General features: G+C 38.1%; 15 protein-coding genes, 33 tRNA genes, 4 rRNA genes and 1 other annotated feature. Of the genes, 47 read left to right on the top strand and 5 right to left on the bottom strand.

Annotation, left to right across the window (positions count from 1 at the left end; all coding sequences use genetic code 11):
* Positions 1-87 precede the first annotated feature (87 nt).
* Positions 88-816, top strand: coding sequence for an N-acetylmuramoyl-L-alanine amidase family protein (locus KVH43_RS00685; RefSeq protein WP_218283031.1), 729 nt, complete (start codon positions 88-90; stop codon positions 814-816).
* A 25-nt stretch (positions 817-841) separates the two neighbouring features.
* On the opposite strand, the gene cuyB is transcribed toward KVH43_RS00685, so the two are convergent.
* The gene (gene cuyB / locus KVH43_RS00680) at positions 842-1,552 is read right to left on the bottom strand and encodes a cysteate racemase (RefSeq protein WP_218283030.1); all 711 of its coding nucleotides are present in this window, start codon (positions 1,550-1,552) and stop codon (positions 842-844) included.
* Between the two features lie 75 nt (positions 1,553-1,627).
* Entirely contained in the window at positions 1,628-2,848 is a 1,221-nt protein-coding gene (locus KVH43_RS00675; protein WP_218284033.1) for a dicarboxylate/amino acid:cation symporter, read from the bottom strand.
* Positions 2,849-3,119: 271 nt separating this feature from the next.
* Positions 3,120-3,331, top strand: a binding site (T-box leader).
* Between the two features lie 55 nt (positions 3,332-3,386).
* On the opposite strand from KVH43_RS00675, the gene argS reads away from it, so the two are divergent.
* Together argS and KVH43_RS00665 are read left to right on the top strand one after the other, a co-directional pair.
* Entirely contained in the window at positions 3,387-5,087 is a 1,701-nt protein-coding gene (gene argS, locus KVH43_RS00670) for an arginine--tRNA ligase (protein ID WP_218283029.1), read from the top strand.
* A 12-nt stretch (positions 5,088-5,099) separates the two neighbouring features.
* A complete protein-coding gene (locus tag KVH43_RS00665; protein ID WP_218283028.1) occupies positions 5,100-5,969 on the top strand; it encodes a radical SAM protein in 870 nt (289 codons plus the stop codon).
* Between the two features lie 26 nt (positions 5,970-5,995).
* On the opposite strand, the gene KVH43_RS00660 is transcribed toward KVH43_RS00665, so the two are convergent.
* On the bottom strand, positions 5,996-6,190 hold the full coding sequence (locus tag KVH43_RS00660; protein WP_218283027.1) for a hypothetical protein: 195 nt from the start codon (positions 6,188-6,190) through the stop codon (positions 5,996-5,998).
* 130 nt (positions 6,191-6,320) lie between these two features.
* Positions 6,321-6,809, bottom strand: a complete 489-nt coding sequence (locus KVH43_RS00655; RefSeq protein WP_218283026.1) for a hypothetical protein — start codon at positions 6,807-6,809, stop codon at positions 6,321-6,323.
* A gap of 146 nt (positions 6,810-6,955) precedes the next feature.
* Between KVH43_RS00655 and KVH43_RS00650 the strand changes: the two genes are divergently transcribed.
* The 41 genes from KVH43_RS00650 to KVH43_RS00450 all read left to right on the top strand — a co-directional run bounded on the left by KVH43_RS00650 (position 6,956) and on the right by KVH43_RS00450 (position 21,852).
* A complete protein-coding gene (locus tag KVH43_RS00650) occupies positions 6,956-7,459 on the top strand; it encodes an amidase domain-containing protein (protein WP_218283025.1) in 504 nt (167 codons plus the stop codon).
* 73 nt (positions 7,460-7,532) lie between these two features.
* Positions 7,533-9,287: a B12-binding domain-containing radical SAM protein gene (locus KVH43_RS00645; RefSeq protein WP_218283024.1), complete on the top strand. Its 1,755-nt coding sequence runs from the start codon at positions 7,533-7,535 to the stop codon at positions 9,285-9,287.
* Between the two features lie 61 nt (positions 9,288-9,348).
* A complete protein-coding gene (locus tag KVH43_RS00640) occupies positions 9,349-10,476 on the top strand; it encodes a tetratricopeptide repeat protein (RefSeq protein WP_218283023.1) in 1,128 nt (375 codons plus the stop codon).
* Between the two features lie 220 nt (positions 10,477-10,696).
* On the top strand, positions 10,697-11,602 hold the full coding sequence (locus tag KVH43_RS00635; RefSeq protein ID WP_218283022.1) for a bifunctional enoyl-CoA hydratase/phosphate acetyltransferase: 906 nt from the start codon (positions 10,697-10,699) through the stop codon (positions 11,600-11,602).
* A 29-nt stretch (positions 11,603-11,631) separates the two neighbouring features.
* Entirely contained in the window at positions 11,632-13,410 is a 1,779-nt protein-coding gene (gene iorA / locus KVH43_RS00630; protein ID WP_218283021.1) for an indolepyruvate ferredoxin oxidoreductase subunit alpha, read from the top strand.
* A gap of 1 nt (position 13,411) precedes the next feature.
* Complete coding sequence (locus KVH43_RS00625) at positions 13,412-13,990, top strand: indolepyruvate oxidoreductase subunit beta (protein ID WP_218283020.1); 579 nt, start codon at positions 13,412-13,414, stop codon at positions 13,988-13,990.
* A gap of 367 nt (positions 13,991-14,357) precedes the next feature.
* Positions 14,358-15,884: ribosomal RNA gene (locus KVH43_RS00620) — 16S ribosomal RNA — on the top strand.
* A gap of 65 nt (positions 15,885-15,949) precedes the next feature.
* Positions 15,950-16,025, top strand: a tRNA-Ala gene (locus KVH43_RS00615).
* Between the two features lie 47 nt (positions 16,026-16,072).
* Positions 16,073-18,996 (top strand): 23S ribosomal RNA (locus KVH43_RS00610).
* 38 nt (positions 18,997-19,034) lie between these two features.
* Positions 19,035-19,151: ribosomal RNA gene (gene rrf, locus KVH43_RS00605) — 5S ribosomal RNA — on the top strand.
* Together the 16S, 23S and 5S rRNA genes with 32 tRNA genes alongside form the textbook arrangement of a ribosomal RNA operon.
* A gap of 5 nt (positions 19,152-19,156) precedes the next feature.
* Positions 19,157-19,231: transfer RNA gene (locus KVH43_RS00600), tRNA-Asn, on the top strand.
* A 6-nt stretch (positions 19,232-19,237) separates the two neighbouring features.
* Positions 19,238-19,326 (top strand) — tRNA-Leu (locus KVH43_RS00595).
* A 4-nt stretch (positions 19,327-19,330) separates the two neighbouring features.
* Positions 19,331-19,407, top strand: a tRNA-Met gene (locus KVH43_RS00590).
* A 10-nt stretch (positions 19,408-19,417) separates the two neighbouring features.
* A tRNA-Glu gene (locus tag KVH43_RS00585) sits at positions 19,418-19,492 on the top strand.
* Between the two features lie 4 nt (positions 19,493-19,496).
* Positions 19,497-19,572 (top strand) — tRNA-Val (locus KVH43_RS00580).
* A gap of 16 nt (positions 19,573-19,588) precedes the next feature.
* A tRNA-Asp gene (locus KVH43_RS00575) sits at positions 19,589-19,665 on the top strand.
* Positions 19,666-19,674: 9 nt separating this feature from the next.
* Positions 19,675-19,749: transfer RNA gene (locus tag KVH43_RS00570), tRNA-Thr, on the top strand.
* Between the two features lie 8 nt (positions 19,750-19,757).
* Positions 19,758-19,842, top strand: a tRNA-Tyr gene (locus KVH43_RS00565).
* Positions 19,843-19,849: 7 nt separating this feature from the next.
* Positions 19,850-19,924: transfer RNA gene (locus KVH43_RS00560), tRNA-Gly, on the top strand.
* A gap of 6 nt (positions 19,925-19,930) precedes the next feature.
* Positions 19,931-20,004, top strand: a tRNA-Gly gene (locus tag KVH43_RS00555).
* A 5-nt stretch (positions 20,005-20,009) separates the two neighbouring features.
* Positions 20,010-20,085 (top strand) — tRNA-His (locus tag KVH43_RS00550).
* A 7-nt stretch (positions 20,086-20,092) separates the two neighbouring features.
* Positions 20,093-20,168, top strand: a tRNA-Gln gene (locus KVH43_RS00545).
* Positions 20,169-20,171: 3 nt separating this feature from the next.
* Positions 20,172-20,247: transfer RNA gene (locus tag KVH43_RS00540), tRNA-Lys, on the top strand.
* 6 nt (positions 20,248-20,253) lie between these two features.
* Positions 20,254-20,328 (top strand) — tRNA-Cys (locus KVH43_RS00535).
* Between the two features lie 16 nt (positions 20,329-20,344).
* A tRNA-Arg gene (locus KVH43_RS00530) sits at positions 20,345-20,421 on the top strand.
* A gap of 76 nt (positions 20,422-20,497) precedes the next feature.
* A tRNA-Asn gene (locus KVH43_RS00525) sits at positions 20,498-20,572 on the top strand.
* Positions 20,573-20,578: 6 nt separating this feature from the next.
* Positions 20,579-20,667, top strand: a tRNA-Leu gene (locus tag KVH43_RS00520).
* Positions 20,668-20,673: 6 nt separating this feature from the next.
* Positions 20,674-20,749 (top strand) — tRNA-Met (locus tag KVH43_RS00515).
* A 4-nt stretch (positions 20,750-20,753) separates the two neighbouring features.
* A tRNA-Met gene (locus KVH43_RS00510) sits at positions 20,754-20,830 on the top strand.
* A 10-nt stretch (positions 20,831-20,840) separates the two neighbouring features.
* Positions 20,841-20,915: transfer RNA gene (locus tag KVH43_RS00505), tRNA-Glu, on the top strand.
* 4 nt (positions 20,916-20,919) lie between these two features.
* A tRNA-Val gene (locus KVH43_RS00500) sits at positions 20,920-20,995 on the top strand.
* Positions 20,996-21,010: 15 nt separating this feature from the next.
* A tRNA-Asp gene (locus KVH43_RS00495) sits at positions 21,011-21,087 on the top strand.
* 16 nt (positions 21,088-21,103) lie between these two features.
* Positions 21,104-21,178, top strand: a tRNA-Thr gene (locus KVH43_RS00490).
* A gap of 8 nt (positions 21,179-21,186) precedes the next feature.
* Positions 21,187-21,271, top strand: a tRNA-Tyr gene (locus KVH43_RS00485).
* Positions 21,272-21,278: 7 nt separating this feature from the next.
* Positions 21,279-21,353, top strand: a tRNA-Gly gene (locus KVH43_RS00480).
* Positions 21,354-21,359: 6 nt separating this feature from the next.
* A tRNA-Gly gene (locus tag KVH43_RS00475) sits at positions 21,360-21,433 on the top strand.
* A 5-nt stretch (positions 21,434-21,438) separates the two neighbouring features.
* Positions 21,439-21,514, top strand: a tRNA-His gene (locus tag KVH43_RS00470).
* Positions 21,515-21,521: 7 nt separating this feature from the next.
* Positions 21,522-21,597 (top strand) — tRNA-Gln (locus KVH43_RS00465).
* Positions 21,598-21,600: 3 nt separating this feature from the next.
* Positions 21,601-21,676: transfer RNA gene (locus tag KVH43_RS00460), tRNA-Lys, on the top strand.
* 6 nt (positions 21,677-21,682) lie between these two features.
* Positions 21,683-21,757, top strand: a tRNA-Cys gene (locus KVH43_RS00455).
* A gap of 18 nt (positions 21,758-21,775) precedes the next feature.
* Positions 21,776-21,852, top strand: a tRNA-Arg gene (locus KVH43_RS00450).
* 40 nt (positions 21,853-21,892) lie between these two features.
* Here KVH43_RS00450 and KVH43_RS00445 read toward each other — a convergent pair.
* A complete protein-coding gene (locus tag KVH43_RS00445; RefSeq protein WP_218283019.1) occupies positions 21,893-22,081 on the bottom strand; it encodes an alpha/beta-type small acid-soluble spore protein in 189 nt (62 codons plus the stop codon).
* Positions 22,082-22,799: 718 nt separating this feature from the next.
* On the opposite strand from KVH43_RS00445, the gene KVH43_RS00440 reads away from it, so the two are divergent.
* The 3 genes from KVH43_RS00440 (at position 22,800) to KVH43_RS00430 (ending at position 25,415) form a co-directional block, all read left to right on the top strand.
* Positions 22,800-23,378, top strand: coding sequence for a thymidine kinase (locus KVH43_RS00440; RefSeq protein ID WP_218283018.1), 579 nt, complete (start codon positions 22,800-22,802; stop codon positions 23,376-23,378).
* 369 nt (positions 23,379-23,747) lie between these two features.
* A 16S ribosomal RNA gene (locus KVH43_RS00435) occupies positions 23,748-25,274 on the top strand.
* 65 nt (positions 25,275-25,339) lie between these two features.
* Positions 25,340-25,415 (top strand) — tRNA-Ala (locus KVH43_RS00430).
* The last annotated feature ends 32 nt before the right edge of the window (positions 25,416-25,447 follow it).

Raw genomic sequence — 25,447 nt, 5'->3', positions numbered from 1 at the left:
TTTTTTATGAACAAGAGATTACATAAAAATGGAATGAAACATATAAATATAGTATAAATTCAAAAAAATATAAGGGGATGTGTTCATTTGAAACCATTGATTATTATTGATCCTGGACATGGAGGAAGAGATCCTGGAGGAGGTAGTAATGAATATTGGTTGGAAAAGGATATGGTATTAAAAATTTCAAAATATCAGTATGAAAGATTGAAAGCATTAGGGATTCCTGTTCAATTAACTAGAAATGATGATGTATATTTGTCTTCTTCTCAAAGAGCAAAAATAGTGAGAGATTCAGAAGCAAAATACTGTATTTCTAATCATATTAATGCAGGAGGTGGTGAAGGGGCAGAAACTATTCATAGCATTTATAGCGATGCTAAACTAGCAACGAAAATTTTAGATCAAATAAGACAAGCAGGACAAAAGACAAGGAGAGTATTTTATAGAACATTATCCAATAGCCCTCATTTGGATTATTACTTTATGCATCGTGAAACAGGAAATGTAGAAACAGTTATTGTTGAATATGGATTTGCCGATCAAAAAGAGGATACAGATAGGCTATTAAATCATTGGAAAGATTATGCAGAGGCTGTTATAAAAGCTATTTGTGAGCATATAGGACATAATTATCAAAAAAGTTTTAATATAGATAAAGATAGCTGGAAACATGAAGGAGTTGAATATTTGTATAAAGAAGGAATTTTGAATGATTTACAGGGTTGGAAACAAAAAATCAATGAACCTATGCCTGTATGGGCAGTAACTTTGTTATTGAAGAAAATATGTGAAAAGCTTAAGGAAGAGTCATAAAAACTGTCTAAATTTTAGACAGTTTTTATGTTGAAGAATGACTTTTAATTAATGATTTTTTACCAGCAAAATGAATAGCACGAATGGCAATGATTTCTAATGGATTAACATAATTTCCTTCCATTTTAAATATTTCATATCCAACGGAAAGCTCTGTACATCCTAATATAAAAACTTTTGCACCTAAAGCTTTTAATTCTTCTAAGCTTTTGTTAAATCCATCTAAAGTAATATTTTTTCCTGCTTTTATACTGTAAATAAAATTTGTTATATGTTGCTGAGTCTTGATAGGCTTTACTAATTCCATTCCATATTTTTTAATCGCTTTATCATATATATGTGTTTTGCAGGTTCCTTCTGTTGATAAAAGACCTATTTTTACACCTGTATATTTTTCAGAAATAAATTTTGCTGTTTCTTCGATCATATTGAGGAATGGAATTTTGATTTCTTTTACAATATCTTCATAAAAATTATGAGCTGTATTACAAGGCATGATTAAAAAATCTGCTCCCATTGCTTCTAATCTTTTAGCAGAGGTAATCAGCTGTTCTCTAGGGTCTTGTCCATTTGCTATAAGATAAGCAGTTCTATCTGGGATAGAAGTATTATTATCTATAAGTATGTGTATATGCTCTTGGTCACACTTAGCGTCTGTTAATAGTATGATTTTTCGAAAGAGATCAGCTGTTGCTAAAGGACCCATTCCGCCTAAAATGCCTAATTTTTTATGCATATTCTTTATCCTCCAATTTTATCTATAATATTTTTATTATATTATAAAACAGCTTGGATATCCAAGCTGTATGATTTATGCAGAAATTTTTTCATCTGGATAATGAAGTTCTCCTTCAGTAGCGGCTATGACTGCTGCTGCTGAAGTATCTCCAATTACGTTTACACAAGTTCTTGCCATATCTAAGACTCTATCGATTCCACCAATTAAGGCAACACCTTCAAGTGGCAAACCTACAGATTTAACTACCATTGTAAGCATGATAAAACCTGCTCCAGGGACTCCAGCAGTACCAATAGATGCTAAAGTTGCTGTAAGGATAATAGTCAATTGTTGAGACATACTTAAATCTAAACCGTATACTTGTGCTACAAACAATGCACATACTCCTTGATAAAGAGCAGTTCCATCCATGTTGATTGTAGCACCAAGAGGAAGAACGAAGCTTGATACACCTTCAGATACGCCTAAATTTTCTCTTACACATTTGATTGATACAGGTAATGTTCCAGAACTGCTTGTTGTACTAAATGCTGTAAGAGCTGCAGGCATGATGCCTTTGAAGAATTTTATAGGACTGATTTTTGCAAATGCTTTTACAGCACTAGAATATACAAGTACTGCATGAAGGATACATCCAATGTAAACAGCTATAATTACTTTTAAAAGTGGCAGTAATACAGCAGGTCCATTTGTTGCAACAACTGGAGCAATTAATGCAAATACGCCATATGGTGCTAAACTCATTATAAATGCTGTGATTTTATACATAATTTCAGCTAAGCTATCAAAAAAATCAATAAATGGCTTTCCTTTTTCTTCAGGTAAGGATGTTGCACCTATTCCGAGGAATAATGCAAAACATATAATTTGAAGCATATTCCCTTCCACTAATCCTTTTAATGGATTTTTAGGAAAAATATTTAGCAGTGTATCTACAAGAGCTGGCGCTTCTTTTGTTGCGATTTCAGCGGTTACAGGAATAGTCATGCCAGCCCCTGGCTCAAAAACATTACCTAATATAAGTCCGATAGTCACAGCAATTGCTGTTGTGCATAAATAATACCCTACTGTTTTTCCTCCAATTCTACCAAGCTTTTTTACATCTCCAACACTTGCAGCACCAACAATTAATGATGAAAAAACTAGAGGAACAATAATCATTTTAATTAAATTAAGAAATAATGTTCCGAAAGGCTTAATGTATGTAGTAGCAATGTCAGGTGAACCTGTTAATATAAGACCTACTAAAATACCTAAGCCTAGTCCAAGAAGAATTTTGGTTGTTAGTTGCATTTTCTTCATTAAATAACCTCCTTTTTAAATGATTTTACAGAATTGTTGAATGATTCTGTAGCGTGTTTATTTTACAATTAAAAAGACATCCTGTCAAATAGTATAGCATATTTGGTAAATGATGTACATAAATAATAAAAATAATATATCATAAAAGAGTGATGATTAATGATTTATAGGAAGTATAATTTTACAGAGTGAGTAAAAAATAAAAGCGTGAAACCTCTTGATTTGAATAGAAAGTTATGATAAATTATTATTTAAAATGAACATTTTATCGATGAAAAGGAGAGTAAATTTTAGGATGTATCAAAGCGAGTCGGAGTTGGTGAGAGTCCGATATACTACTAAGATTGAAGCGTACCTTTGAGATTTTTGCTGAAATGAGTAGGCAAAACGGATTCCTACCGTTATAGAGGAGTAGAGTGGATACATTTTGTATCAATAAGAGTGGTAACACGGGAAATAACTCTCGTCTCTTGACTTAAGAGATGGAGAGTTTTTATTTTTTATAAATGAAAAAGAGGAGGATATAGTAATGATTGATTTCAAAAGAGAAATTGCGAATATCTTATCAGAGAAAATTGAAGAATTAACAGTAGAGGAAATTCTTGAAATGATGGAGATCCCACCAAATTCGCAGATGGGAGATTATGCTTTTCCTTGCTTTAAGCTAGCAAAAATATTTAGAAAAGCACCTAATATGATTGCAGAGCAAATCGTAGAATCAATTGGGGAGAATCCTTTGTTTGAAAAGGTTGAAAATGCTCAAGCCTATGTAAACTTTTTTATTGATAAAGCTACCTTTGCAAAATCTGTAGTAGAGGAAGTTTTAGAAAAAAAAGATGCCTTTGGTTCTTCTAATTTAGGAGAAGGAAAAAAGGTAATTGTAGAGTTTTCTTCTCCTAATATAGCAAAGCCTTTTCATATCGGACATATTAGAAGTACAGTGATTGGAAATGCTATTTATAAATTATATGATTTTTTAGGATATGATACAGTTACAATTAATCATTTAGGAGACTATGGAACTCAATTTGGAAAGTTAATTGTAGCTTATAAAAAGTGGGGAAATGAAAAGGAAGTTGAAGAAAATCCTATTCCTACATTATTAAAGCTTTATATTAAATTCCATGAAGAAGCAGAAAAACATCCAGAATTAGAAGATGAAGGAAGATTGTGGTTTAAAAAACTAGAGGATGGAGATGAAGAAGCAAAAAGACTTTGGCAGTGGTTTAGAGATGTAAGTTTAAAAGAATTTAATCGAGTTTATGGAATGCTTAATATTTCATTTGATTCTTATGCGGGAGAAAGCTTTTATTCAGATAAAATGCCGAGGGTTTTAAAAATGATGGAAGAAAAGAATATGCTAAAAGAGTCAAAGGGAGCAGATATAGTAGATTTAGAAGAATATGGTATGCCTCCAGCTTTAATTCGAAAAAGTGATGGGTCTACTCTTTATATTACAAGAGATATTGCTGCTGCTATTTATAGAAAAGAGCATTATGATTTTTATAAGAATATCTATGTAGTAGCATCTCAACAAAATCTTCACTTCCAGCAATGGTTTAAAGTTATAGAACTAATGGGATATGATTGGGCAAAGGATTGTATTCATGTTCCATTTGGTCTAGTAAGTCTTGAAGAAGGAACTATGTCTACAAGAAAGGGTAGAGTAGTATTTTTGGAGGATGTGCTTAAAAAAGCTGTTGAAAAAACAAAAGAAATCATCAAAGAAAAGAATACAAATCTTTCAAATATTGATGAGGTAGCAAGACAAGTAGGTATTGGAGCAGTAGTTTTCCAAGAATTATCTAATAATAGAATAAAGGATTATACTTTTTCGTGGGATAGAACCTTAAACTTTGATGGTGAAACGGGTCCATATGTCCAGTATACCCATGCAAGAGCATGTAGCGTGTTAAGAAAAGCAGAAGTTACAATAGATGAAAATATAGATTATAGTTTATTATCTAATGAAGATGAAATGGATTTAGTAAGGGTGCTTCAAAAGTTTCCAAATATCATAAAAGAAGCAGCAAGAAAATATGAGCCATCTATTGTGACAAGATATATTGTGGATGTAGCTCAAGCCTTTAATAGATTTTATCATCATTGTCCAATTATAGTAGAAGACAAAGAAATGCAAAAAGCAAGACTTGCCCTTGTAGCTGCTGCAAGACAAACTATCAAAAATGGATTAACAATACTTGGTGTTTCGTCACCTGAAAGAATGTAGTGGAGGGATATGATGAGATATGAAGGAAGTGTTTATAGACCACCTAGTGAAGCATATAGTTTAATCATTCAAGCTACAATAGGTTGTTCTCATAATAAATGTACATTTTGCAGTATGTATAAAGATAAAAATTTTAGAATGAGAAAAATGGAAGAGATTATAGAAGACCTAGAAATGGCAAGGGATTATTATAAGTATGTAAAAAGAATATTTTTAGCTGATGGAAATGCACTTTCCTTAAAGACTGAATATTTAAAGATGATATTGTTAAAAATTAAAGAGCTTTTTCCTGAATGTGAGCGAGTTGGTATATATAGTGCGCCAAAGGATATTTTAAGAAAGACGATAGACGAGCTAAAAGCTTTAAAAGAATTAGGATTAGGGATTGCTTATTTAGGAGTTGAATCAGGAAGTGATAAAATTTTAAAGCATATAAATAAAGGGGTTACTTCTGAAGAGATGATTAAGGCAGGACAAAAAATGGTTCAAGCTGGTATTCCTTTATCTGTTACCCTTATATCAGGATTAGGTGGAAAAGAAAAATGGCTTGAGCATGCTATTGAATCTGCAAGGGTGATTAATGCAATAAATCCTCAATATTTAGGATTGCTTACATTGCTTGTTCAATCAGGGACAAAGATGTATGATGAAGTGCAAAAGGGAGAATTTAAGCTTCTTAATCCAAAGGAAGTAATTCTTGAAACAAAAGAATTGATTAATAACCTAAATGTGAAGGATTGCATTTTCAGAAGCAATCATGCGTCTAATTATGTAGCATTAGCAGGTACATTACCACGAGATAAAATGAATTTGCTAAAACAATTAGACTTGATGATGGAAAATAGTTATGGAATGAAAGATGAAATGTTTAGGAGATTATAAAAATCACAGCCCTGTCGCTGTGATTTTTATTTTTCCAAATAACAAAGAAATTCTTCTTCGCTTGTTTCTGCTAACATACATAACTGCTGAAGGATATGCTCCTTTAGAGAAATAAAAGCATCAATTTTTGTATTTTCACCTGTATATTCAAGGGCTTGTAAGATCATTAACATATCTCTTTTAGAAATTTCCTGTATTGATATTTTGTCAAAATCCTCCATAGTAATCTCCTTTCTACATTATGGTATATCCTATTATATAATTCGATAAAAACTTCATAAAACCTTCAAAATAAGATAAATTTAATGGTGCTTTTAGACATAAAAAAAAGGAAATGTTATACATTCCCTTTTATTGAAAACTTTTTGGTTCTGTTTTGTGATATACTCTTTCACTACGATCTTTCACTTCTAGTATTGCTTTAGCCATATTTTGCACTTCATTTTTTAAAAGCTCAATGTCGTCTTTGTTAATATTGTAATATAGATATAGATCCTCAAAGTATCTTACAATTTTTGTTAAATCCTTATCGATTTTTACGAAATCATCAAAATTTTTACTTTGTCTTGCATTTTTGAATTGATCAATATCATTTTTTATAGCTGTAATAACACTTTCTTCTGATGGATGTTCGCTAAGGAGTAAAGCATAAGGCTTTATACGTTCAAGAAGATATGTATTATCTGGATTTATACGGTAAAGATATTGGATATTTAAATTATTTTTATGATATTTTACAATAAACATAATACCTTCAATTTCCATAACTTCTGCACCAATTTTTCTTAATTCTTCCATGCAAAACTTATGTTTCAATAGTCTAGCGGAGAAAATAGTCATAAAAAACCCCTCCTATATGCAATTTATTATATTATATCATACTAACTATTAAAATAATCAGATAATTATAAAATGAATAAATTTATTGGCAAATGCTATTTTGTTTTTACATAAGATATAAAGAGATAGGATTTAGGAGGGGAATAATGGAAGGTAAAATTTATGAGTATAATAGGGAGAAGGCTGTAGCTTATGCTATAAAATGGGCTAAAAGTAGAAATCCAATATATGCAGATTTTGAGGAAATGGGAGGAGATTGTACAAATTTTGCATCACAGGTAATTCATGCTGGGGGATGCCCTATGAATTATAACCAATATGGATGGTATTATAAAAATTTAAGAAATCGTGCACCGGCTTGGACAGGAGTAGAATATTTTTATCAATTTATTATTAATAATCAATCTACAGGTCCGATTGGAGAGGCAATAGATATACAGGATATAGAAATTGGCGATGTGGTGCAAATAAATTTTCGGCAGGATCATATTTATGATCATACGCCTGTAGTTGTAAAAATAAAGCCTGGAATTAAAACTTTAGATAAAATCTTAGTGGCTGCTCATACTATTGATAGAATTTATTATCCATTATCTAATTATGATTTTAAAAAGCTTCGATTTATTCATATAAAAGGATATAAAAGATAGGTTGAATAGGAATGTGGTATAATGGATTGGATAATAATGAAAAAACATAAGACAGATAGAAAGGAATATACTAATGAAAATTTTACTAACTACTTTAAATTCTAAATATATTCATACGGGACTTGCTTTACGTTATTTATATAGCTATTGCAAAGAAGATTTTCATATGACTATTGAGGAATATACTATAAACCATCATATGGACTATATATTAGGAGAAATTTATAAAGGTGGATTTGATATTGTATGCTTTTCTTGTTATATATGGAATAAGTCTAATACATTAAAGATTGTAAGAAATTTAAAAAAGGTATGTCCAAATTTAAAAATTATATTAGGTGGACCAGAGGTAAGTTTTGATGCGGTTGATTTAATGGAGAAGGAAAACGCGATTGATTATATTATTGTGGGTGAGGGAGAAGAAACATTTAAAGAATTAATGAATTTTTTAGTTAATAAAAAAGGAGAAATAGAAAGTATAAAAGGAATTGCTTATCGAAAGGGGAATGGAATTTTTAAAACTCCCGATAGAGAATTAATAAAAGATTTAGGGAGTATTCCTTTTCCATATGATATAGATGAATTAGATGAATATAAAAATAAAATTATTTATTATGAAAGCTCTCGAGGTTGTCCTTATAATTGCAGATATTGTTTGTCATCAACTATAAAGGGAGTAAGGTTTTTTCCATTAGATAGAGTAAAGTGTGATTTAGGTTTGTTTTTAGAAAAAAAAGTCAAGCAAGTAAAGTTTGTAGATAGAACATTTAATGTGAAGAAAAGTCATAGTCTTGAAATTATGAAATATATCGTAGAGAATGATAATGGATATACTAATTTTCATTTTGAAATCACAGCAGATTTATTAGATGATGAGATGTTAACATTTCTTTCAAATGTAAGGGAAGGATTATTTCAATTTGAAATTGGAGTGCAGACTACCTGTGACCGAACAATGAAGAGTATAGATCGTAAGGTGGATTTTCATATGCTCAGCAAGGTAGTAAGAAGAATATCTTCCTTTAGGAATATTCATCTACATTTAGATTTGATAGCAGGTTTGCCATATGAAGATTTTAATCGATTTAAAAAATCATTTGATGATGTATATGTGCTAAAGCCTGAAAAGCTTCAATTAGGATTTTTAAAACTATTAAAAGGTTCAGGAATTAGAAAAGATAAAGATATACACGGATATATTTTTAAAGATGAGCCACCTTATGAAGTGTTAGAAAATAAGTATATAAGCTATAAAGATATTTTGAAGCTTAAAATGATAGAAGAGATGGTGGAAATCTTTTATAATGGGAATGGATTTCAAAATGGAATTATGTATATCCTAGAGAATTTTTATGACAAGCCTTCTGATTTTTATCATCAATTGGCAGATTTTTGGGAAGAAAAAGGATACCATCATATTGCTCATGGCAAAAATAAATATTATGAAGTGCTATTAGAATTTTATCAAAAAAATAAATGGGAAAATGAAGAAGTATTTAATGAAATTTTAAAATTTGATTATTTGATGCAGGGAAAAACTTCATTGCCTAAGTTTTTTTCAGATATTAAAGAAAAGGATTTTCAAAAAAGGATACATGAGTTTTTACACAAAGAGGAAAATGTGGAAGAATACTTATCAAAGTATAAGACAATGCCAGTAAAACAGATTATCAAAAAAGTATATTTTGAGAAATTTCAATATGATATTCTAGAAATAATAAAAAATCCAAATCGAAAGCCAGTAAAAAATGAGATTACGGTTTTGTTTGATTATGATTTAGATCGAAAGATCTTTGCTAAGGCAAAATATTATAAAGTAAATATTTAGGGATTTAAATATACTAAGAAGATAAATGCTACAATGAATAGGAAGGTTAAGGAGGCTTATTATGTTTGAAAGAATTGATCAGTACATAAAGGATGGATTAGACAGAGTCGTATTTATTGAATTAAAAAAGGATGCCCATATCGATTATAAGTTTGAAATATTAAAGGGAATTCCTATTCCAATAAATATAACTGAACTTACTAAACCTATAAAAGAAGGAAAAATGGATTATGATATATCTTTGGCAAGTATGGCAAGAGGTATGATTACCTTGATAGGCTTAGATAATGATTTTAAGTATATAGATGTTTATAAAGAATTCTTAAATATATTTGATGAAAAAATTTTGGAATATATTGCATATGAAGGTGTAAAATTAGCTGAAGAAAAAAATTTTCATGATGCATTAATCTATTTTAAAGCTCTTATTACATTAGATGAAGATAATTTAAATGGACTATATAATTATGCTAGATGTTGTCAGGATATTGCATTATTAGCAGAAGATAAAGATAAGAAAAAGGAATTTAAAAGAGAAGCGATTGAAGCTTTAGAAATTATTACAGAAAAGCACTCTGATTTTTCATTGGCATACTATCATTTAGGATTCCATTATGCAAATCAAAGCTTATTTAAAAAGGCACAGATTACATGGGAAAAATGTATAGATCTTGGCATAGATGAAGAAAAGAAAAAGGAAATATTATTTCGGATTGAGGAATTGAGGGATCAGATACAATATGAAGAAGGATATACTTGTATTTTAAATAATCAATTAGATTTAGGGCTAAAAAAGCTCTTGCCTCTTGCAGAAAAATATTCTGACTGGTGGAATTTATTGTTTTTTATAGGGCTTGGACATAGACAATTAGGAAATACAAAAGAAGCAATAAAAACTTTTAAAAAAATATTAACTATAAAACCAACACAAGTAGATACACTCAATGAATTGGGATTATGTTATGCTGCTTTAAATGACTTTCAACATGCAGAAAAATATTTTAAGAAAGCTTTGCAGTTTAAAAAAGAGGATAGCGAAATATTATGTAATTTAGGAATGGTATATATGGAAATGGGAAAATTTGATGAATCAAAAGAAGTTTTGGAAAAGTCTATCAAGATTAATCCTAATGATGAAATTACTATGCAATGTATCAAAAAGTTAAATCAAATGCAAGAACATCGATAAAAGATGTTCTTTTTTATATGTTCATAAATTATTTTTTAAAAGTATAATAAAAAACAAGCTATTTGAAATCATATTTCAAAGTACTAGAAAAATTCAGTAAATTATAGTATAGTAAATTATATAGATGATTGTAAATTCGCAATTGATAAAAAAATAAAAAATTTATACACCTATTATTAAAAAATTTTAATTCAAAATAAAATTTATATGGAGTGGTGATATGATTAAAAACTTTGAAGAGCTGATAAAGGCTGCGAAGGAACAGAAAAAAATGAGACTAGCTGTAGCAGCTGCACAAGATGAGGAAGTATTAGTTGCAGTTTGTAATGCAGCAGAGATAGGTATTATTGAACCTGTTTTGATTGGGGATAAAGAAAAAATAGAAAGGATTGCAAGTGAAAACAGTTTAAGAATCCATAGTTATGAAATTATTGAAAAAAAAGAAGTAGATGAAGCTGCAAAAGCTGCTGTAAGTTTAGTTAGTTCAGGGAAGGCAGATTTTGTTATGAAGGGACTTTTAGATACTTCTATTTTGTTAAAGGCAGTCCTTGATAAAGAAATTGGTCTTAGAACAGATAGTCAATTAAGCCATGTGATGGTTTATCATATTCCCAATTATCATAAATTATTATTTTTAACGGATGGAGGAATGAACATAGCACCTACTTTAGAGGAAAAAGTAAAAATCACTAAAAATGCTATAGCAGTTGCAAAAGCCATGGGAATAAAAGCTGTTAAGATTGCAGCTTTAGCAGCAAAAGAAAAGGTGAATCCTAAAATGCAAGCAACTGTTGATGCTGATGTATTAAAAAAAATGGGGCAAAATGGTGAATTTGGAGAAGGTGTTATTTTAGATGGTCCTTTGGCTTTAGACTTAGCTATATCAAAAGAGGCTGCAAAAACTAAAAAATTTGAAAGTGAAGTAGCTGGAGATGCAGATATTTTATTGGTGCCAACTATTGAAGTGGGAAATGGCATAGGAAAAGCTTTAACTTATTTTGCAGAGGCGAAATCAGCAGGAATTATTATGGGTACAAAAGCTCCTGTAATTTTAGTTTCAAGAGCTGATAGCCATGAATCAAAATTGAATTCAATTGCTTTAGGGAGTATTATTGCAGCTAATTAATAAATGATAAATTAAAGGAGAGTGACGAGATGAAGAAGTTTCTAACAGGAAATGAAGCTGTAGCACGCGGTGCATATGAGGCAGGTGTAACTTTTGCTTCAGCATATCCTGGAACACCTAGTACTGAAATTTTGGAAAATATTGCTCCATATAAAGAATATATGTATTCAGAGTGGGCACCAAATGAGAAAGTTGCTTTAGAAACTGCAATAGGTGCTTCTATTGCTGGAGCAAGAGCTTTAGCAGCTATGAAGCATGTTGGGGTAAATGTTGCAGCAGATCCATTATTTACTTATTCTTATACAGGCGTAAATGGAGGACTTGTTTTAGTATCAGCAGATGATCCAGGCATGCATAGTTCACAAAATGAGCAAGATAATAGGTATTATGCTAAGTTTTCAAAGGTTGCTATGGTAGAGCCAAGTGACAGTCAAGAGGCGAAGGATTTTGTAAAAACTGCTTTAGAAATTAGTGAAAAATATGATACACCTGTATTACTAAGGTTGACTACTAGGATTTGTCACAGCAAAACTCTTGTTGAACTGGGAGAAAGAGAAGAAGTTGGTATAAAAACTTATAAAAAGAATATACCAAAATATGTAGCAACACCAGCAAATGCTAGAGTACTTCATATAAAGGTTGAAGAGAGATTAAAACAATTAGAAAAGTTCAGTAATGAAACGGATTTGAATAAAATAGAGTGGAATGATTCTAAAATAGGAATTGTTACTTCTGGTATTGCTTATCAATATGCTAAAGAAGTATTTGGTGATGATGCATCTTATCTTAAATTAGGCTTTACTCATCCACTGCCTATGAAAAAGATTAAAGAATTTGCTGATAAAGTTGAAATTCTATATGTAATAGAAGAATTAGAACCATATATGGAAGAACAAATGAAAGCTGCAGGAATCAAATGTATAGGTAAAGAATCGATTCCAAGAATAGGAGAGTTAAATCCAGATATTATAGCGAAAGCTATTTTAAATGAAGAAAGACCGATAATAGAATATAGTGAAGATGAAATTGTGGGACGCCCACCTACATTATGTGCAGGATGCCCACATAGAGGCTTCTTTTATATGTTATCTAAAAAGAAAAATGTTATGATTACAGGAGATATAGGTTGCTATACGTTAGGCTCAGCACAACCTTTATCTTCTATGGATACATGTATTTGTATGGGAGCTAGTGTGAGTGCAGGTCATGGTGCACAAAAGGCATTTGAATTTAATAAAGTTGATAAGAAGGTTATAGGTGTAATAGGAGACTCTACCTTCTTCCACTCTGGAATTACAGGGCTTATGGATATTGTTTATAATAAAGGAAATGCAGTAACTGTAATATTAGATAATAGAATTACTGGAATGACAGGACATCAAGAAAATCCTGGTACTGGTTATACCCTTCAAGGAGAGAAAACACATGCAATTAATATTCCAATGCTTTGTGAAGCTATAGGTGTTAAAAATGAAAATATATTTGTCATTAATCCATTAAACTTAGATGCTTGTAATAAAGCAATTGATGATGCATTAAGTAGAGAAGAGCCTGCTGTCATTATTACAGAGTGGCCTTGTGTGCTGAAAAAATTATCAACAGAAGATATAGAGAAATTTGGAAAAGGCAAAAGGATGATTTGCAAGGTAGATGAAGAAAAATGTAAAGCTTGTAGAATTTGTACAAAAACAGGATGTCCAGCCATATCATTTGATAAAAAAGCAAAAATTAATGAAGATATGTGTGTAGGATGTGATGTCTGTCTTCAAGCATGTCCTTTTGATGCAATTATAAAGGTGGGTGAATAATATGAAAGAAGTAAAAAATATTTTATTAGTTGGCGTAGGGGGTCAAGGAATAATTCTTGCAAGTAAAATATTATCTCAGGGACTTATTAGTGCAGGATATGATGTTAAAATGTCTGAAGTTCATGGCATGGCTCAACGTGGAGGAAGTGTTACAACGCAAGTTAGATTTGGCAAAAAAGTATATTCTCCGATCATTGGAAAAGGGCAAGCGGATATCGTGGTATCGTTTGAAAAAATGGAGACTTTAAGGTGGTTAGATCATTTAAAGAAAAATGGCAAAATAGTAGTAAATGATTATGAAATACCATCTGCCCCTATTTTAGTAGGAGATGCAAAATATCCTCAAAATCTCATTGATATATTAAAAGAAAAAGCAGATACAACTGTTTTTAAAGCTGCAGAAATAGCAAAAGAATTAGGGAATATAAAAACAATGAATGTTGTTATGCTTGGTGCATTGACAAAAGCAATGGGATTAACAGATGTAGATTGGGAAACAATTGTGCGAAGTAATGTAAAGGAAAAATTTGTTGATATGAATATAAATGCTTTAAGAAAAGGAATGGAGCAAGTTAAATAATAAGAGAAAAAGTCCATTTGATTTAGAATGGGCTTTTTCTAAAATCTAAAAAAATTATTTTAAATATATTGACTTTAATATATATTTATGATATATTATCAAATGTTCCTTTCAAATGGAAGTTGCTTAGTGATAGAAAAAAGTACTAGTTGACTTTGATGAGGAAATTTGGTATCATGGATTTTGTCGCCTCTAGAAACAACTTATGAAAGTGTCGAAAAAGTTGTTGACAGATTCGACAAAAAGTGCTAATATGATTAAGTCGCTAAACGGCGACCAAATAAAAAGTTGATCTTTGAAAACTATACAGTGTAAGAAATTAAGCCAGATACTCGTTATAAACGAGAAACGTTCAATTCGAATTCTTTTATTTGAGAGTTTGATCCTGGCTCAGGATGAACGCTGGCGGCGTGCCTAACACATGCAAGTCGAGCGAGAAGCTGTCAATGATCCTTCGGGAGATTTGATTAGTGGAAAGCGGCGGACGGGTGAGTAACGCGTGGGCAACCTGCCCTATACACAGGGATAGCCTCGGGAAACCGGGATTAATACCTGATGAAGCTCTAGTATCGCATGGTACATGAGTCAAAGCTTTAGCGGTATAGGATGGGCCCGCGTCTGATTAGCTAGTTGGTGAGGTAACGGCTCACCAAGGCAACGATCAGTAGCCGACCTGAGAGGGTGATCGGCCACACTGGAACTGAGACACGGTCCAGACTCCTACGGGAGGCAGCAGTGGGGAATATTGCACAATGGGCGAAAGCCTGATGCAGCAACGCCGCGTGAGTGATGAAGGCCTTCGGGTCGTAAAACTCTGTCCTAAGGGAAGAAAACTGACGGTACCTTAGGAGGAAGCCCCGGCTAACTACGTGCCAGCAGCCGCGGTAATACGTAGGGGGCGAGCGTTATCCGGAATCACTGGGCGTAAAGGGTGCGTAGGCGGCCGATAAAGTCTGGGGTGAAAGGCTACGGCTCAACCGTAGTAAGCCTTGGAAACTTATTGGCTTGAGTGCAGGAGAGGAGAGTGGAATTCCTAGTGTAGCGGTGAAATGCGTAGATATTAGGAGGAACACCAGTGGCGAAGGCGACTCTCTGGACTGTAACTGACGCTGAGGCACGAAAGCGTGGGGAGCGAACAGGATTAGATACCCTGGTAGTCCACGCCGTAAACGATGAGTGCTAGGTGTCGGAGGTTCATCCCTTCGGTGCCGCAGCTAACGCATTAAGCACTCCGCCTGGGGAGTACGGTCGCAAGACTGAAACTCAAAGGAATTGACGGGGACCCGCACAAGCAGCGGAGCATGTGGTTTAATTCGAAGCAACGCGAAGAACCTTACCAGGACTTGACATCCTCTGCATTAACCTTAATCGGTGAAATCCCTCCGGGGACAGAGAGACAGGTGGTGCATGGTTGTCGTCAGCTCGTGTCGTGAGATGTTGGGTTAAGTCCCGCAACGAGCGCAACCCTTGTCTTTAGTTGCCAGCATTTCGGATGGGCACTCTAGAGAGACTGCCGGGGATAACTCGGAGGAAGGTGGGGATGACGTCAAATCATCATGCCCCTTATGTTCTGGGCTACACACGTGCTACAATGGCTGGTACAACGGGAAGCGAAGGAGTAATCTGGAGCAAATCCTAAAAGCCAGTCTCAGTTCGGATTGTGGGCTGCAACTCGCCCACATGAAGCTGGAGTTGCTAGTAATCGTGGATCAGAATGCCGCGGTGAATGCGTTCCCGGGTCTTGTACACACCGCCCGTCACACCACGGGAGTTGGGGGCACCCGAAGTCAGCTATCTAACCTTATGGAGGAAGCTGCCGAAGGTGAAATCAATAACTGGGGTGAAGTCGTAACAAGGTAGCCGTATCGGAAGGTGCGGCTGGATCACCTCCTTTCTAAGGAGAAAGGCTTAACTTACACTGTATAGTTTTGAAGGATCAAACCTTCAAAAGTTAATTATGGGGACGTAGCTCAGCTGGGAGAGCACCTGCCTTGCACGCAGGGGGTCAGGGGTTCGATCCCCCTCGTCTCCACCATGTGTACTTTGAAAACTGAACAATGCATATAAAATACAATTTTTACTGGTCAAGCTATAAAGAGCATAGGGCGGATGCCTTGGCACCAGGAGCCGATGAAGGACGTGGTAAGCTGCGATAAGCCTCGGGTAGCTGCAAGCAAGCGTTGATCCGGGGATTTCCGAATGGGGAAACCTACTTAAGGTAATACTTAAGTAACTATTACTGAATCCATAGGTAATGGTAGGCATACCAGGGGAACTGAAACATCTAAGTACCCTGAGGAAGAGAAAGAAAACTCGATTCCCTAAGTAGCGGCGAGCGAAAGGGGACTAGCCCAAACCTAAAGAATTTTCTTTAGGGGTTGCGGATATACTCATAAGAGCGAAGAATAAGTAGTTGAAGAAGTCTGGAAAGGCTCACCGTAGAAGGTAATAGTCCTGTAGGCGAAACTTAGTCTAGCTTGAGTATACTCCAGAGTACCACGAGACACGTGAAACCTTGTGGGAAGCAGGGGGGACCACCCCCCAAGGCTAAATACTACCTGGTGACCGATAGCGCATAGTACCGTGAGGGAAAGGTGAAAAGAACCCCGGGAGGGGAGTGAAATAGAACCTGAAACCCTATGTTTACAAGCAGTGGAAGTTCTTTTTATGAACGACCGCGTACTTTTTGTAGAACGGGCCAACGAGTTACGGTATGCAGCAAGGTTAAGTAGTTATGCTACGGAGCCGCAGCGAAAGCGAGTCTGAATAGGGCGATTTTAGTTGTATGCCGTAGACCCGAAACCGGGTGACCTATCCATGAGCAGGTTGAAGCGGAAGTAAAATTTCGTGGAGGACCGAACCCATGTCTGTTGAAAAAGGCTGGGATGACTTGTGGATAGCGGAGAAATTCCAATCGAACTCGGAGATAGCTGGTTCTCCCCGAAATAGCTTTAGGGCTAGCCTTAAAAGTTGTGATACGGAGGTAGAGCACTGAATGTCCTAGGGGCCCTCACCGGTTACCGAAGACTATCAAACTCCGAATGCCGTAATCATAATTTTAGGAGTCAGACTATGTGTGATAAGATTCATAGTCGAGAGGGAAACAGCCCAGACCGTCAGCTAAGGTCCCTAAGTACAGGTTAAGTGGAAAAGGATGTGGGATTGCATAGACAACTAGGATGTTGGCTTAGAAGCAGCCATTCATTCAAAGAGTGCGTAATAGCTCACTAGTCGAGTGATCCTGCGCCGAAAATTACCGGGGCTCAAACCTGTCACCGAAGCTACGGCATCCCTTTGGGATGGGTAGGGGAGCATTGTATACGGGTTGAAGCTGTACCGTAAGGAGCAGTGGACTGTATACAAGAGAGAATGTTGGCATGAGTAGCGAGAGGCAGGTGAGAATCCTGCCCGCCGAAAACCTAAGGTTTCCTGAGGAAGGTTCGTCCACTCAGGGTTAGTCGGGACCTAAGCCGAGGACGAAAGTCGTAGGCGATGGACAACAGGTTGAAATTCCTGTACCACCGAAAATCGTTTGAGCAATGGGGTGACACAGGAGGATAGGTTAAGCGCACCGTTGGTTGTGTGCGTCCAAGCGTTTAGGAAGTCGAGATAGGCAAATCCGTTTCGATAATTCTGAGACGTGATGGGGAGCGAAAAACAAGTAGCGAACTTACTGATTCCACACTGTCAAGAAAAGCCTCTAGCGAGATTGTAGGTGCCCGTACCGCAAACCGACACAGGTAGGTGAGGAGAGAATCCTAAGGCGAGCGAGAGAACTATTGTTAAGGAACTCGGCAAAATGACCCCGTAACTTCGGGAGAAGGGGTGCCACGTTAGGGTGCAAGCCCGAGGTGGCCGCAGAGAATAGGCCCAAGCGACTGTTTAGCAAAAACACAGGTCTCTGCTAAGTCGAAAGACGATGTATAGGGGCTGACGCCTGCCCGGTGCTGGAAGGTTAAGGGGAAGTGTTAACGAAAGTGAAGCACAGAACTTAAGCCCCAGTAAACGGCGGCCGTAACTATAACGGTCCTAAGGTAGCGAAATTCCTTGTCGGGTAAGTTCCGACCCGCACGAAAGGCGTAACGATTTGGGCACTGTCTCAACAATAGACTCGGTGAAATTGTAGTACCGGTGAAGATGCCGGTTACCCGCAGCAGGACGGAAAGACCCCGTGGAGCTTTACTGTAGCCTGACACTGGATTTTGGTATTACATGTACAGGATAGGTGGGAGACTGAGAAGCATGCACGCCAGTGTGTGTGGAGTCGACGTTGGGATACCACTCTTGTAATACTGAAGTTCTAACCATAAGCTGTGAATCCAGCTTTGGGACACTGTCAGGTGGGCAGTTTGACTGGGGCGGTCGCCTCCTAAAGAGTAACGGAGGCGCCCAAAGGTTCCCTCAGCGCGGTCGGAAATCGCGCGAAGAGTGCAAAGGCAGAAGGGAGCTTGATTGCGAGACACACAGGTCGAGCAAGGACGAAAGTCGGGCTTAGTGATCCGGTGGTTCCGAGTGGAAGGGCCATCGCTCAACGGATAAAAGCTACCCCGGGGATAACAGGCTTATCTCCCCCAAGAGTCCACATCGACGGGGAGGTTTGGCACCTCGATGTCGGCTCGTCTCATCCTGGGGCTGAAGTAGGTCCCAAGGGTTGGGCTGTTCGCCCATTAAAGAGGCACGCGAGCTGGGTTCAGAACGTCGTGAGACAGTTCGGTCCCTATCCGCTGTGGGCGTAGGAAATTTGAGAGGAGCTGTCCTTAGTACGAGAGGACCGGGATGGACGTACCTCTGGTGCATCAGTTGTCACGCCAGTGGCACAGCTGAGTAGCTATGTACGGAAGGGATAAGCGCTGAAGGCATCTAAGCGCGAAGCCCCCCTTAAGATAAGATTTCCCATGGAGTTAATCCAGTAAGACCCCAGAAAGACGATCTGGTTGATAGGTCGGAGGTGTAAGGGCAGTAATGTCTTTAGCTGACCGATACTAATAGGTCGAGGGCTTGACCAAAATATGCATTGTTTAGTTTTGAGGGTATAATATAATAATCCAGTGGCAATAGCGAAGGGGTCACACCTGTTCCCATACCGAACACAGAAGTTAAGCCCTTCAGCGCTGATGGTACTTAGGCGGAGACGCCTTGGGAGAGTAGGTCGTCGCTGGTTTGTGTTCCAAGGTAGCTCAATGGTGGAGCACTCGGCTGTTAACCGATAGGTTGTGGGTTCGAGTCCCACCCTTGGAGCCAAAGAATGCCGGGGTGGCGGAACTGGCAGACGCACAGGACTTAAAATCCTGCGGTCCTTACAGACCGTACCGGTTCGATTCCGGTCCCCGGCACCAAAATGGCGGTGTAGCTTAGTTGGCTAGAGCGTCCGGTTCATACCCGGAAGGTCGGTGGTTCGAGTCCACTCGCCGCTACCAAATAAAATATGGCCCATTGGTCAAGCGGTCAAGACACCGCCCTTTCACGGCGGTAACCCGGGTTCGATTCCCGGATGGGTCACCATTTTGGGCGCATAGCTCAGCTGGGAGAGCACCTGCCTTACAAGCAGGGGGTCATAGGTTCGATCCCTATTGCGCCCACCATTAAAAAATTGATTATGGCCCGGTAGTTCAGTTGGTTAGAATGCCAGCCTGTCACGCTGGAGGTCGAGGGTTCGAGCCCCTTCCGGGTCGCCAAATTAATTTGCTGGTGTGGCTCAACGGTAGAGCAGCTGACTTGTAATCAGCAGGTTGGGGGTTCGATTCCCTTCGCCAGCTCCAAAGAATTAGGAGGAGTTCCCGAGTGGCCAAAGGGGGCGGACTGTAAATCCGTTAGCTAAGCTTTCAGTGGTTCGAATCCACTCTCCTCCACCAATTAATTGCGGAAGTGGCTCAGTGGTAGAGCATCGCCTTGCCAAGGCGAGGGTCGCGGGTTCGAATCCCGTCTTCCGCTCCAAGATATGCGGATGTAGTTCAATGGTAGAACTCCAGCCTTCCAAGCTGGTAGCGTGGGTTCGATTCCCATCATCCGCTCCAATATGGTGGATGTAGTCAAGCGGTTAAGACACAGGATTGTGGCTCCTGCATGCGTGGGTTCGAATCCCATCATCCACCCCAAAAATAATGGGGTATCGCCAAGTCGGTAAGGCACCAGACTTTGACTCTGGCATTCGTAGGTTCGAGTCCTGCTACCCCAGCCATAAGACCCATTAGCTCAGTTGGTAGAGCACTTGACTTTTAATCAAGGTGTCCCGCGTTCGAGCCGCGGATGGGTCACCAAAAAATGGCGGCATAGCCAAGTGGTAAGGCAGAGGTCTGCAAAACCTTTATTCCCCAGTTCGAATCTGGGTGTCGCCTCCAATTTTTTTTTGAATATGCGCCTATAGCTCAGCTGGATAGAGTGTCTGACTACGAATCAGAAGGTCGGGAGTTCGAATCTCTCTGGGCGCACCATAAAAAGCAAAAAACTATTGACAAGATGTTTGAAATGTGTTATTATTAATCTTGTCTTATGAAGGAAGTAAGTTATTCCAAGGTAGCTCAATGGTGGAGCACCCGGCTGTTAACCGGTAGGTTGTGGGTTCGAGTCCCACCCTTGGAGCCAAAAAATGCCGGGGTGGCGGAACTGGCAGACGCACAGGACTTAAAATCCTGCGGTCCTTACAGACCGTACCGGTTCGATTCCGGTCCCCGGCACCAAAATATCGCGGAGTGGAGCAGCTGGCAGCTCGTCGGGCTCATAACCCGAAGGTCGTAGGTTCAAATCCTGCCTCCGCAACCAAAATGGCGGTGTAGCTTAGTTGGCTAGAGCGTCCGGTTCATACCCGGAAGGTCGGTGGTTCGAGTCCACTCGCCGCTACCAAATAAAATATGGCCCATTGGTCAAGCGGTCAAGACACCGCCCTTTCACGGCGGTAACCCGGGTTCGATTCCCGGATGGGTCACCATTTTGGGCGCATAGCTCAGCTGGGAGAGCACCTGCCTTACAAGCAGGGGGTCATAGGTTCGATCCCTATTGCGCCCACCATTAAAATTTGATTATGGCCCGGTAGTTCAGTTGGTTAGAATGCCAGCCTGTCACGCTGGAGGTCGAGGGTTCGAGCCCCTTCCGGGTCGCCAATAAATGTGCTAATGTGCTGGTGTGGCTCAACGGTAGAGCAGCTGACTTGTAATCAGCAGGTTGGGGGTTCGATTCCCTTCGCCAGCTCCAAAGAATTAGGAGGAGTTCCCGAGTGGCCAAAGGGGGCGGACTGTAAATCCGTTAGCTAAGCTTTCAGTGGTTCGAATCCACTCTCCTCCACCAATTAATTGCGGAAGTGGCTCAGTGGTAGAGCATCGCCTTGCCAAGGCGAGGGTCGCGGGTTCGAATCCCGTCTTCCGCTCCAAGATATGCGGATGTAGTTCAATGGTAGAACTCCAGCCTTCCAAGCTGGTAGCGTGGGTTCGATTCCCATCATCCGCTCCAATATGGTGGATGTAGTCAAGCGGTTAAGACACAGGATTGTGGCTCCTGCATGCGTGGGTTCGAATCCCATCATCCACCCCAAAAATAATGGGGTATCGCCAAGTCGGTAAGGCACCAGACTTTGACTCTGGCATTCGTAGGTTCGAGTCCTGCTACCCCAGCCATAAGACCCATTAGCTCAGTTGGTAGAGCACTTGACTTTTAATCAAGGTGTCCCGCGTTCGAGCCGCGGATGGGTCACCAAAAAATGGCGGCATAGCCAAGTGGTAAGGCAGAGGTCTGCAAAACCTTTATTCCCCAGTTCGAATCTGGGTGCCGCCTCCAATTTTTTTTTTTGAATATGCGCCTATAGCTCAGCTGGATAGAGTGTCTGACTACGAATCAGAAGGTCGGGAGTTCGAATCTCTCTGGGCGCACCATAAAAATAGAGGATACGACAGGAATTCGTGTCCTCTATTTTTATTTATCTAATAATTGTTTTTCACCTATCTCTACTAACTTTTTAGTGATTAAACCTGTATGATATGAAGCTAAATATTTATTATCTGTAATATTAAGGAGGGATATGCCTAATTCTTTTGCCATTTCTAGTTTGAATTGGTCTAAAGCTTTTCTAGCTTGAGGAACAACTAGCCTGTTTTTGGACATAAAATCAACTCCTAAGTTAAAAAATTTCAGATTGAAATATGAGACTAACTGTAAACAAGATAGAATAAATATTATTTATAGTATATCCAAAATATTTTTGATTATAGATATATAGGTAAACAACTTCAAAACGAAATATAAAGAACAGTTCATTCCAGATAACTTTTGAAAAAACAAAACTTTATTCCATGAAAAATACTAAACCTCCAAAACTCACTTCGTTCAAATAATGAAGGTTCTTAACGTATTTTTTATGAAATTTCAGTAAGTTTTTTTACAAAAGTTATCAAAGTCATTCACTTATATTCATATATTTTTTAATGTTGATATTGTTTATTTATAGGGATCCAATTTCAAAGTTTAATTATTTATAAAAGCTTTTTGCATATACAATAGACTTCATTTTGTCTTTAAGAGAATTGAGTTTTTGGTAAACTGATGAAAAATCATTAAATAATTCATCTTCTGAACATCTAGCTACTGTTTGATGAATTATATTTTTAACTCTTTTTTAATTTCTTGAGTTGGCTCCCTATATATATGATTTTTGTAGGAAAGATTTTTAGAAAATGTACGAAAACTGCTGTTGCTTGTATTGGTTGTAGTTTAGATTTACAAAAAATTGTTTAAAGGAAATTTTGAGGAAATATCCAATATATAAATAGTGCAAATGATGAGATATTGGATTATATTAAAAAAATTATAGGAGGGATGATATGTGGCACAGCTTTATTATAGATACAGTACAATGAATGCAGGAAAATCTATTGAAGTTATTAAGGTTGCATACAATTATGAAGAAAGAGGGAAGAGAGCTTTAGTATTAACTTCAGCATTAGATGATAGATATGGTATAGGCAAGATTATATCAAGAGTAGGTTTGGAAAAAGAAGCGATTATTATTGATGATGAAACAAATGTATTGAGTATATTTTTACAAGAGAATAGTAAACAAAAGATAGATTGTGTAATTATCGATGAATGTCAATTTTTGAAAAAGCATCATATAGAAGAACTTGTTGAAATTGTTGATAGTTGTAATGTACCGGTTTTATGTTATGGACTTAAAAATGATTTTAGGAATGAACTATTTGAAGGATCTTATTGGTTATTAGTATATGCTGATAAAATTGAGGAAATAAAGACTATATGTTGGTGTGGAAGAAAAGCTACAACCAATGCAAGAGTTATAAATGGAAAAATTATAAAAGATGGAGAACAAATACAGATAGGTGGAAATGAATTGTATGTACCATTATGTAGAAAGCATTATAATGATGGTAGAATAAATGAATAGATAATAATGAAGTAATATTTCACTAGTGTTTAAAATTTTGAGGTAGTTTCCCTAAAGTATATAAAAAGTTATAAAAATAATATGTTTATTGCTTGTTATTTTCATAAAAAATGAAAAATATTGTTGACAATACAAAAATTATATGCTAATATATAACATGTCGCCGCAAGGTGCAACCCTTAAAAAGAAAAAATTAAATGAGGGATGCAAATGATGGTGAAAAAGTTCTTGACAAACCGGAGCAAAAATGTTAAACTGATTAAGTCGCTAAACGGCGATTGAGTAAAAATTTGATCTTTGAAAACTATATAGTGTAAGAAATTAAGCCAGATACTCGTTATAAACGAGAAACGTTCAATTCGAATTCTTTTATTTGAGAGTTTGATCCTGGCTCAGGATGAACGCTGGCGGCGTGCCTAACACATGCAAGTCGAGCGAGAAGCTGTCGATGATCCTTCGGGAGATTTGATTAGTGGAAAGCGGCGGACGGGTGAGTAACGCGTGGGCAACCTGCCCTATACACAGGGATAGCCTCGGGAAACCGGGATTAATACCTGATAAAGCTCTAGTACCGCATGGTACATGAGTCAAAGCTTTAGCGGTATAGGATGGGCCCGCGTCTGATTAGCTAGTTGGTGAGGTAACGGCTCACCAAGGCAACGATCAGTAGCCGACCTGAGAGGGTGATCGGCCACACTGGAACTGAGACACGGTCCAGACTCCTACGGGAGGCAGCAGTGGGGAATATTGCACAATGGGCGAAAGCCTGATGCAGCAACGCCGCGTGAGTGATGAAGGCCTTCGGGTCGTAAAACTCTGTCCTAAGGGAAGAAAACTGACGGTACCTTAGGAGGAAGCCCCGGCTAACTACGTGCCAGCAGCCGCGGTAATACGTAGGGGGCGAGCGTTATCCGGAATCACTGGGCGTAAAGGGTGCGTAGGCGGCCGATAAAGTCTGGGGTGAAAGGCTACGGCTCAACCGTAGTAAGCCTTGGAAACTTATTGGCTTGAGTGCAGGAGAGGAGAGTGGAATTCCTAGTGTAGCGGTGAAATGCGTAGATATTAGGAGGAACACCAGTGGCGAAGGCGACTCTCTGGACTGTAACTGACGCTGAGGCACGAAAGCGTGGGGAGCGAACAGGATTAGATACCCTGGTAGTCCACGCCGTAAACGATGAGTGCTAGGTGTCGGAGGTTCATCCCTTCGGTGCCGCAGCTAACGCATTAAGCACTCCGCCTGGGGAGTACGGTCGCAAGACTGAAACTCAAAGGAATTGACGGGGACCCGCACAAGCAGCGGAGCATGTGGTTTAATTCGAAGCAACGCGAAGAACCTTACCAGGACTTGACATCCTCTGCATTAACCTTAATCGGTGAAATCCCTTCGGGGACAGAGAGACAGGTGGTGCATGGTTGTCGTCAGCTCGTGTCGTGAGATGTTGGGTTAAGTCCCGCAACGAGCGCAACCCTTGTCTTTAGTTGCCAGCATTTCGGATGGGCACTCTAGAGAGACTGCCGGGGATAACTCGGAGGAAGGTGGGGATGACGTCAAATCATCATGCCCCTTATGTTCTGGGCTACACACGTGCTACAATGGCTGGTACAACGGGAAGCGAAGGAGTAATCTGGAGCAAATCCTAAAAGCCAGTCTCAGTTCGGATTGTGGGCTGCAACTCGCCCACATGAAGCTGGAGTTGCTAGTAATCGTGGATCAGAATGCCGCGGTGAATGCGTTCCCGGGTCTTGTACACACCGCCCGTCACACCACGGGAGTTGGGGGCACCCGAAGTCAGCTATCTAACCTTATGGAGGAAGCTGCCGAAGGTGAAATCAATAACTGGGGTGAAGTCGTAACAAGGTAGCCGTATCGGAAGGTGCGGCTGGATCACCTCCTTTCTAAGGAGAAAGGCTTAACTTACACTGTATAGTTTTGAAGGATCAAACCTTCAAAAGTTAATTATGGGGACGTAGCTCAGCTGGGAGAGCACCTGCCTTGCACGCAGGGGGTCAGGGGTTCGATCCCCCTCGTCTCCACCACATGTACTTTGAAAACTGAACAATGCATATAA

Source organism: Crassaminicella indica (assembly GCF_019203185.1).
GTDB classification, from domain to species: Bacteria; Bacillota; Clostridia; order Peptostreptococcales; family Thermotaleaceae; genus Crassaminicella; species Crassaminicella indica.
The sequence above is the reverse complement of the archived record's forward strand: the minus strand, read 5'-3'. Positions and strand labels throughout refer to the sequence as shown.

Bases quoted from the DNA above. Each gene is read 5' to 3' on its own strand.
- cuyB (WP_218283030.1), bottom strand. From the start codon at position 1,552: ATGCATAAAAAATTAGGCATTTTAGGCGGAATGGGTCCTTTAGCAACA.
- KVH43_RS00675 (WP_218284033.1), bottom strand. From the start codon at position 2,848: ATGCAACTAACAACCAAAATTCTTCTTGGACTAGGCTTAGGTATTTTA.
- argS (WP_218283029.1), top strand. From the start codon at position 3,387: ATGATTGATTTCAAAAGAGAAATTGCGAATATCTTATCAGAGAAAATT.
- KVH43_RS00665 (WP_218283028.1), top strand. From the start codon at position 5,100: ATGAGATATGAAGGAAGTGTTTATAGACCACCTAGTGAAGCATATAGT.
- KVH43_RS00660 (WP_218283027.1), bottom strand. From the start codon at position 6,190: ATGGAGGATTTTGACAAAATATCAATACAGGAAATTTCTAAAAGAGAT.
- KVH43_RS00655 (WP_218283026.1), bottom strand. From the start codon at position 6,809: ATGACTATTTTCTCCGCTAGACTATTGAAACATAAGTTTTGCATGGAA.
- KVH43_RS00650 (WP_218283025.1), top strand. From the start codon at position 6,956: ATGGAAGGTAAAATTTATGAGTATAATAGGGAGAAGGCTGTAGCTTAT.
- KVH43_RS00645 (WP_218283024.1), top strand. From the start codon at position 7,533: ATGAAAATTTTACTAACTACTTTAAATTCTAAATATATTCATACGGGA.
- KVH43_RS00640 (WP_218283023.1), top strand. From the start codon at position 9,349: ATGTTTGAAAGAATTGATCAGTACATAAAGGATGGATTAGACAGAGTC.
- KVH43_RS00635 (WP_218283022.1), top strand. From the start codon at position 10,697: ATGATTAAAAACTTTGAAGAGCTGATAAAGGCTGCGAAGGAACAGAAA.
- iorA (WP_218283021.1), top strand. From the start codon at position 11,632: ATGAAGAAGTTTCTAACAGGAAATGAAGCTGTAGCACGCGGTGCATAT.
- KVH43_RS00625 (WP_218283020.1), top strand. From the start codon at position 13,412: ATGAAAGAAGTAAAAAATATTTTATTAGTTGGCGTAGGGGGTCAAGGA.
- KVH43_RS00445 (WP_218283019.1), bottom strand. From the start codon at position 22,081: ATGTCCAAAAACAGGCTAGTTGTTCCTCAAGCTAGAAAAGCTTTAGAC.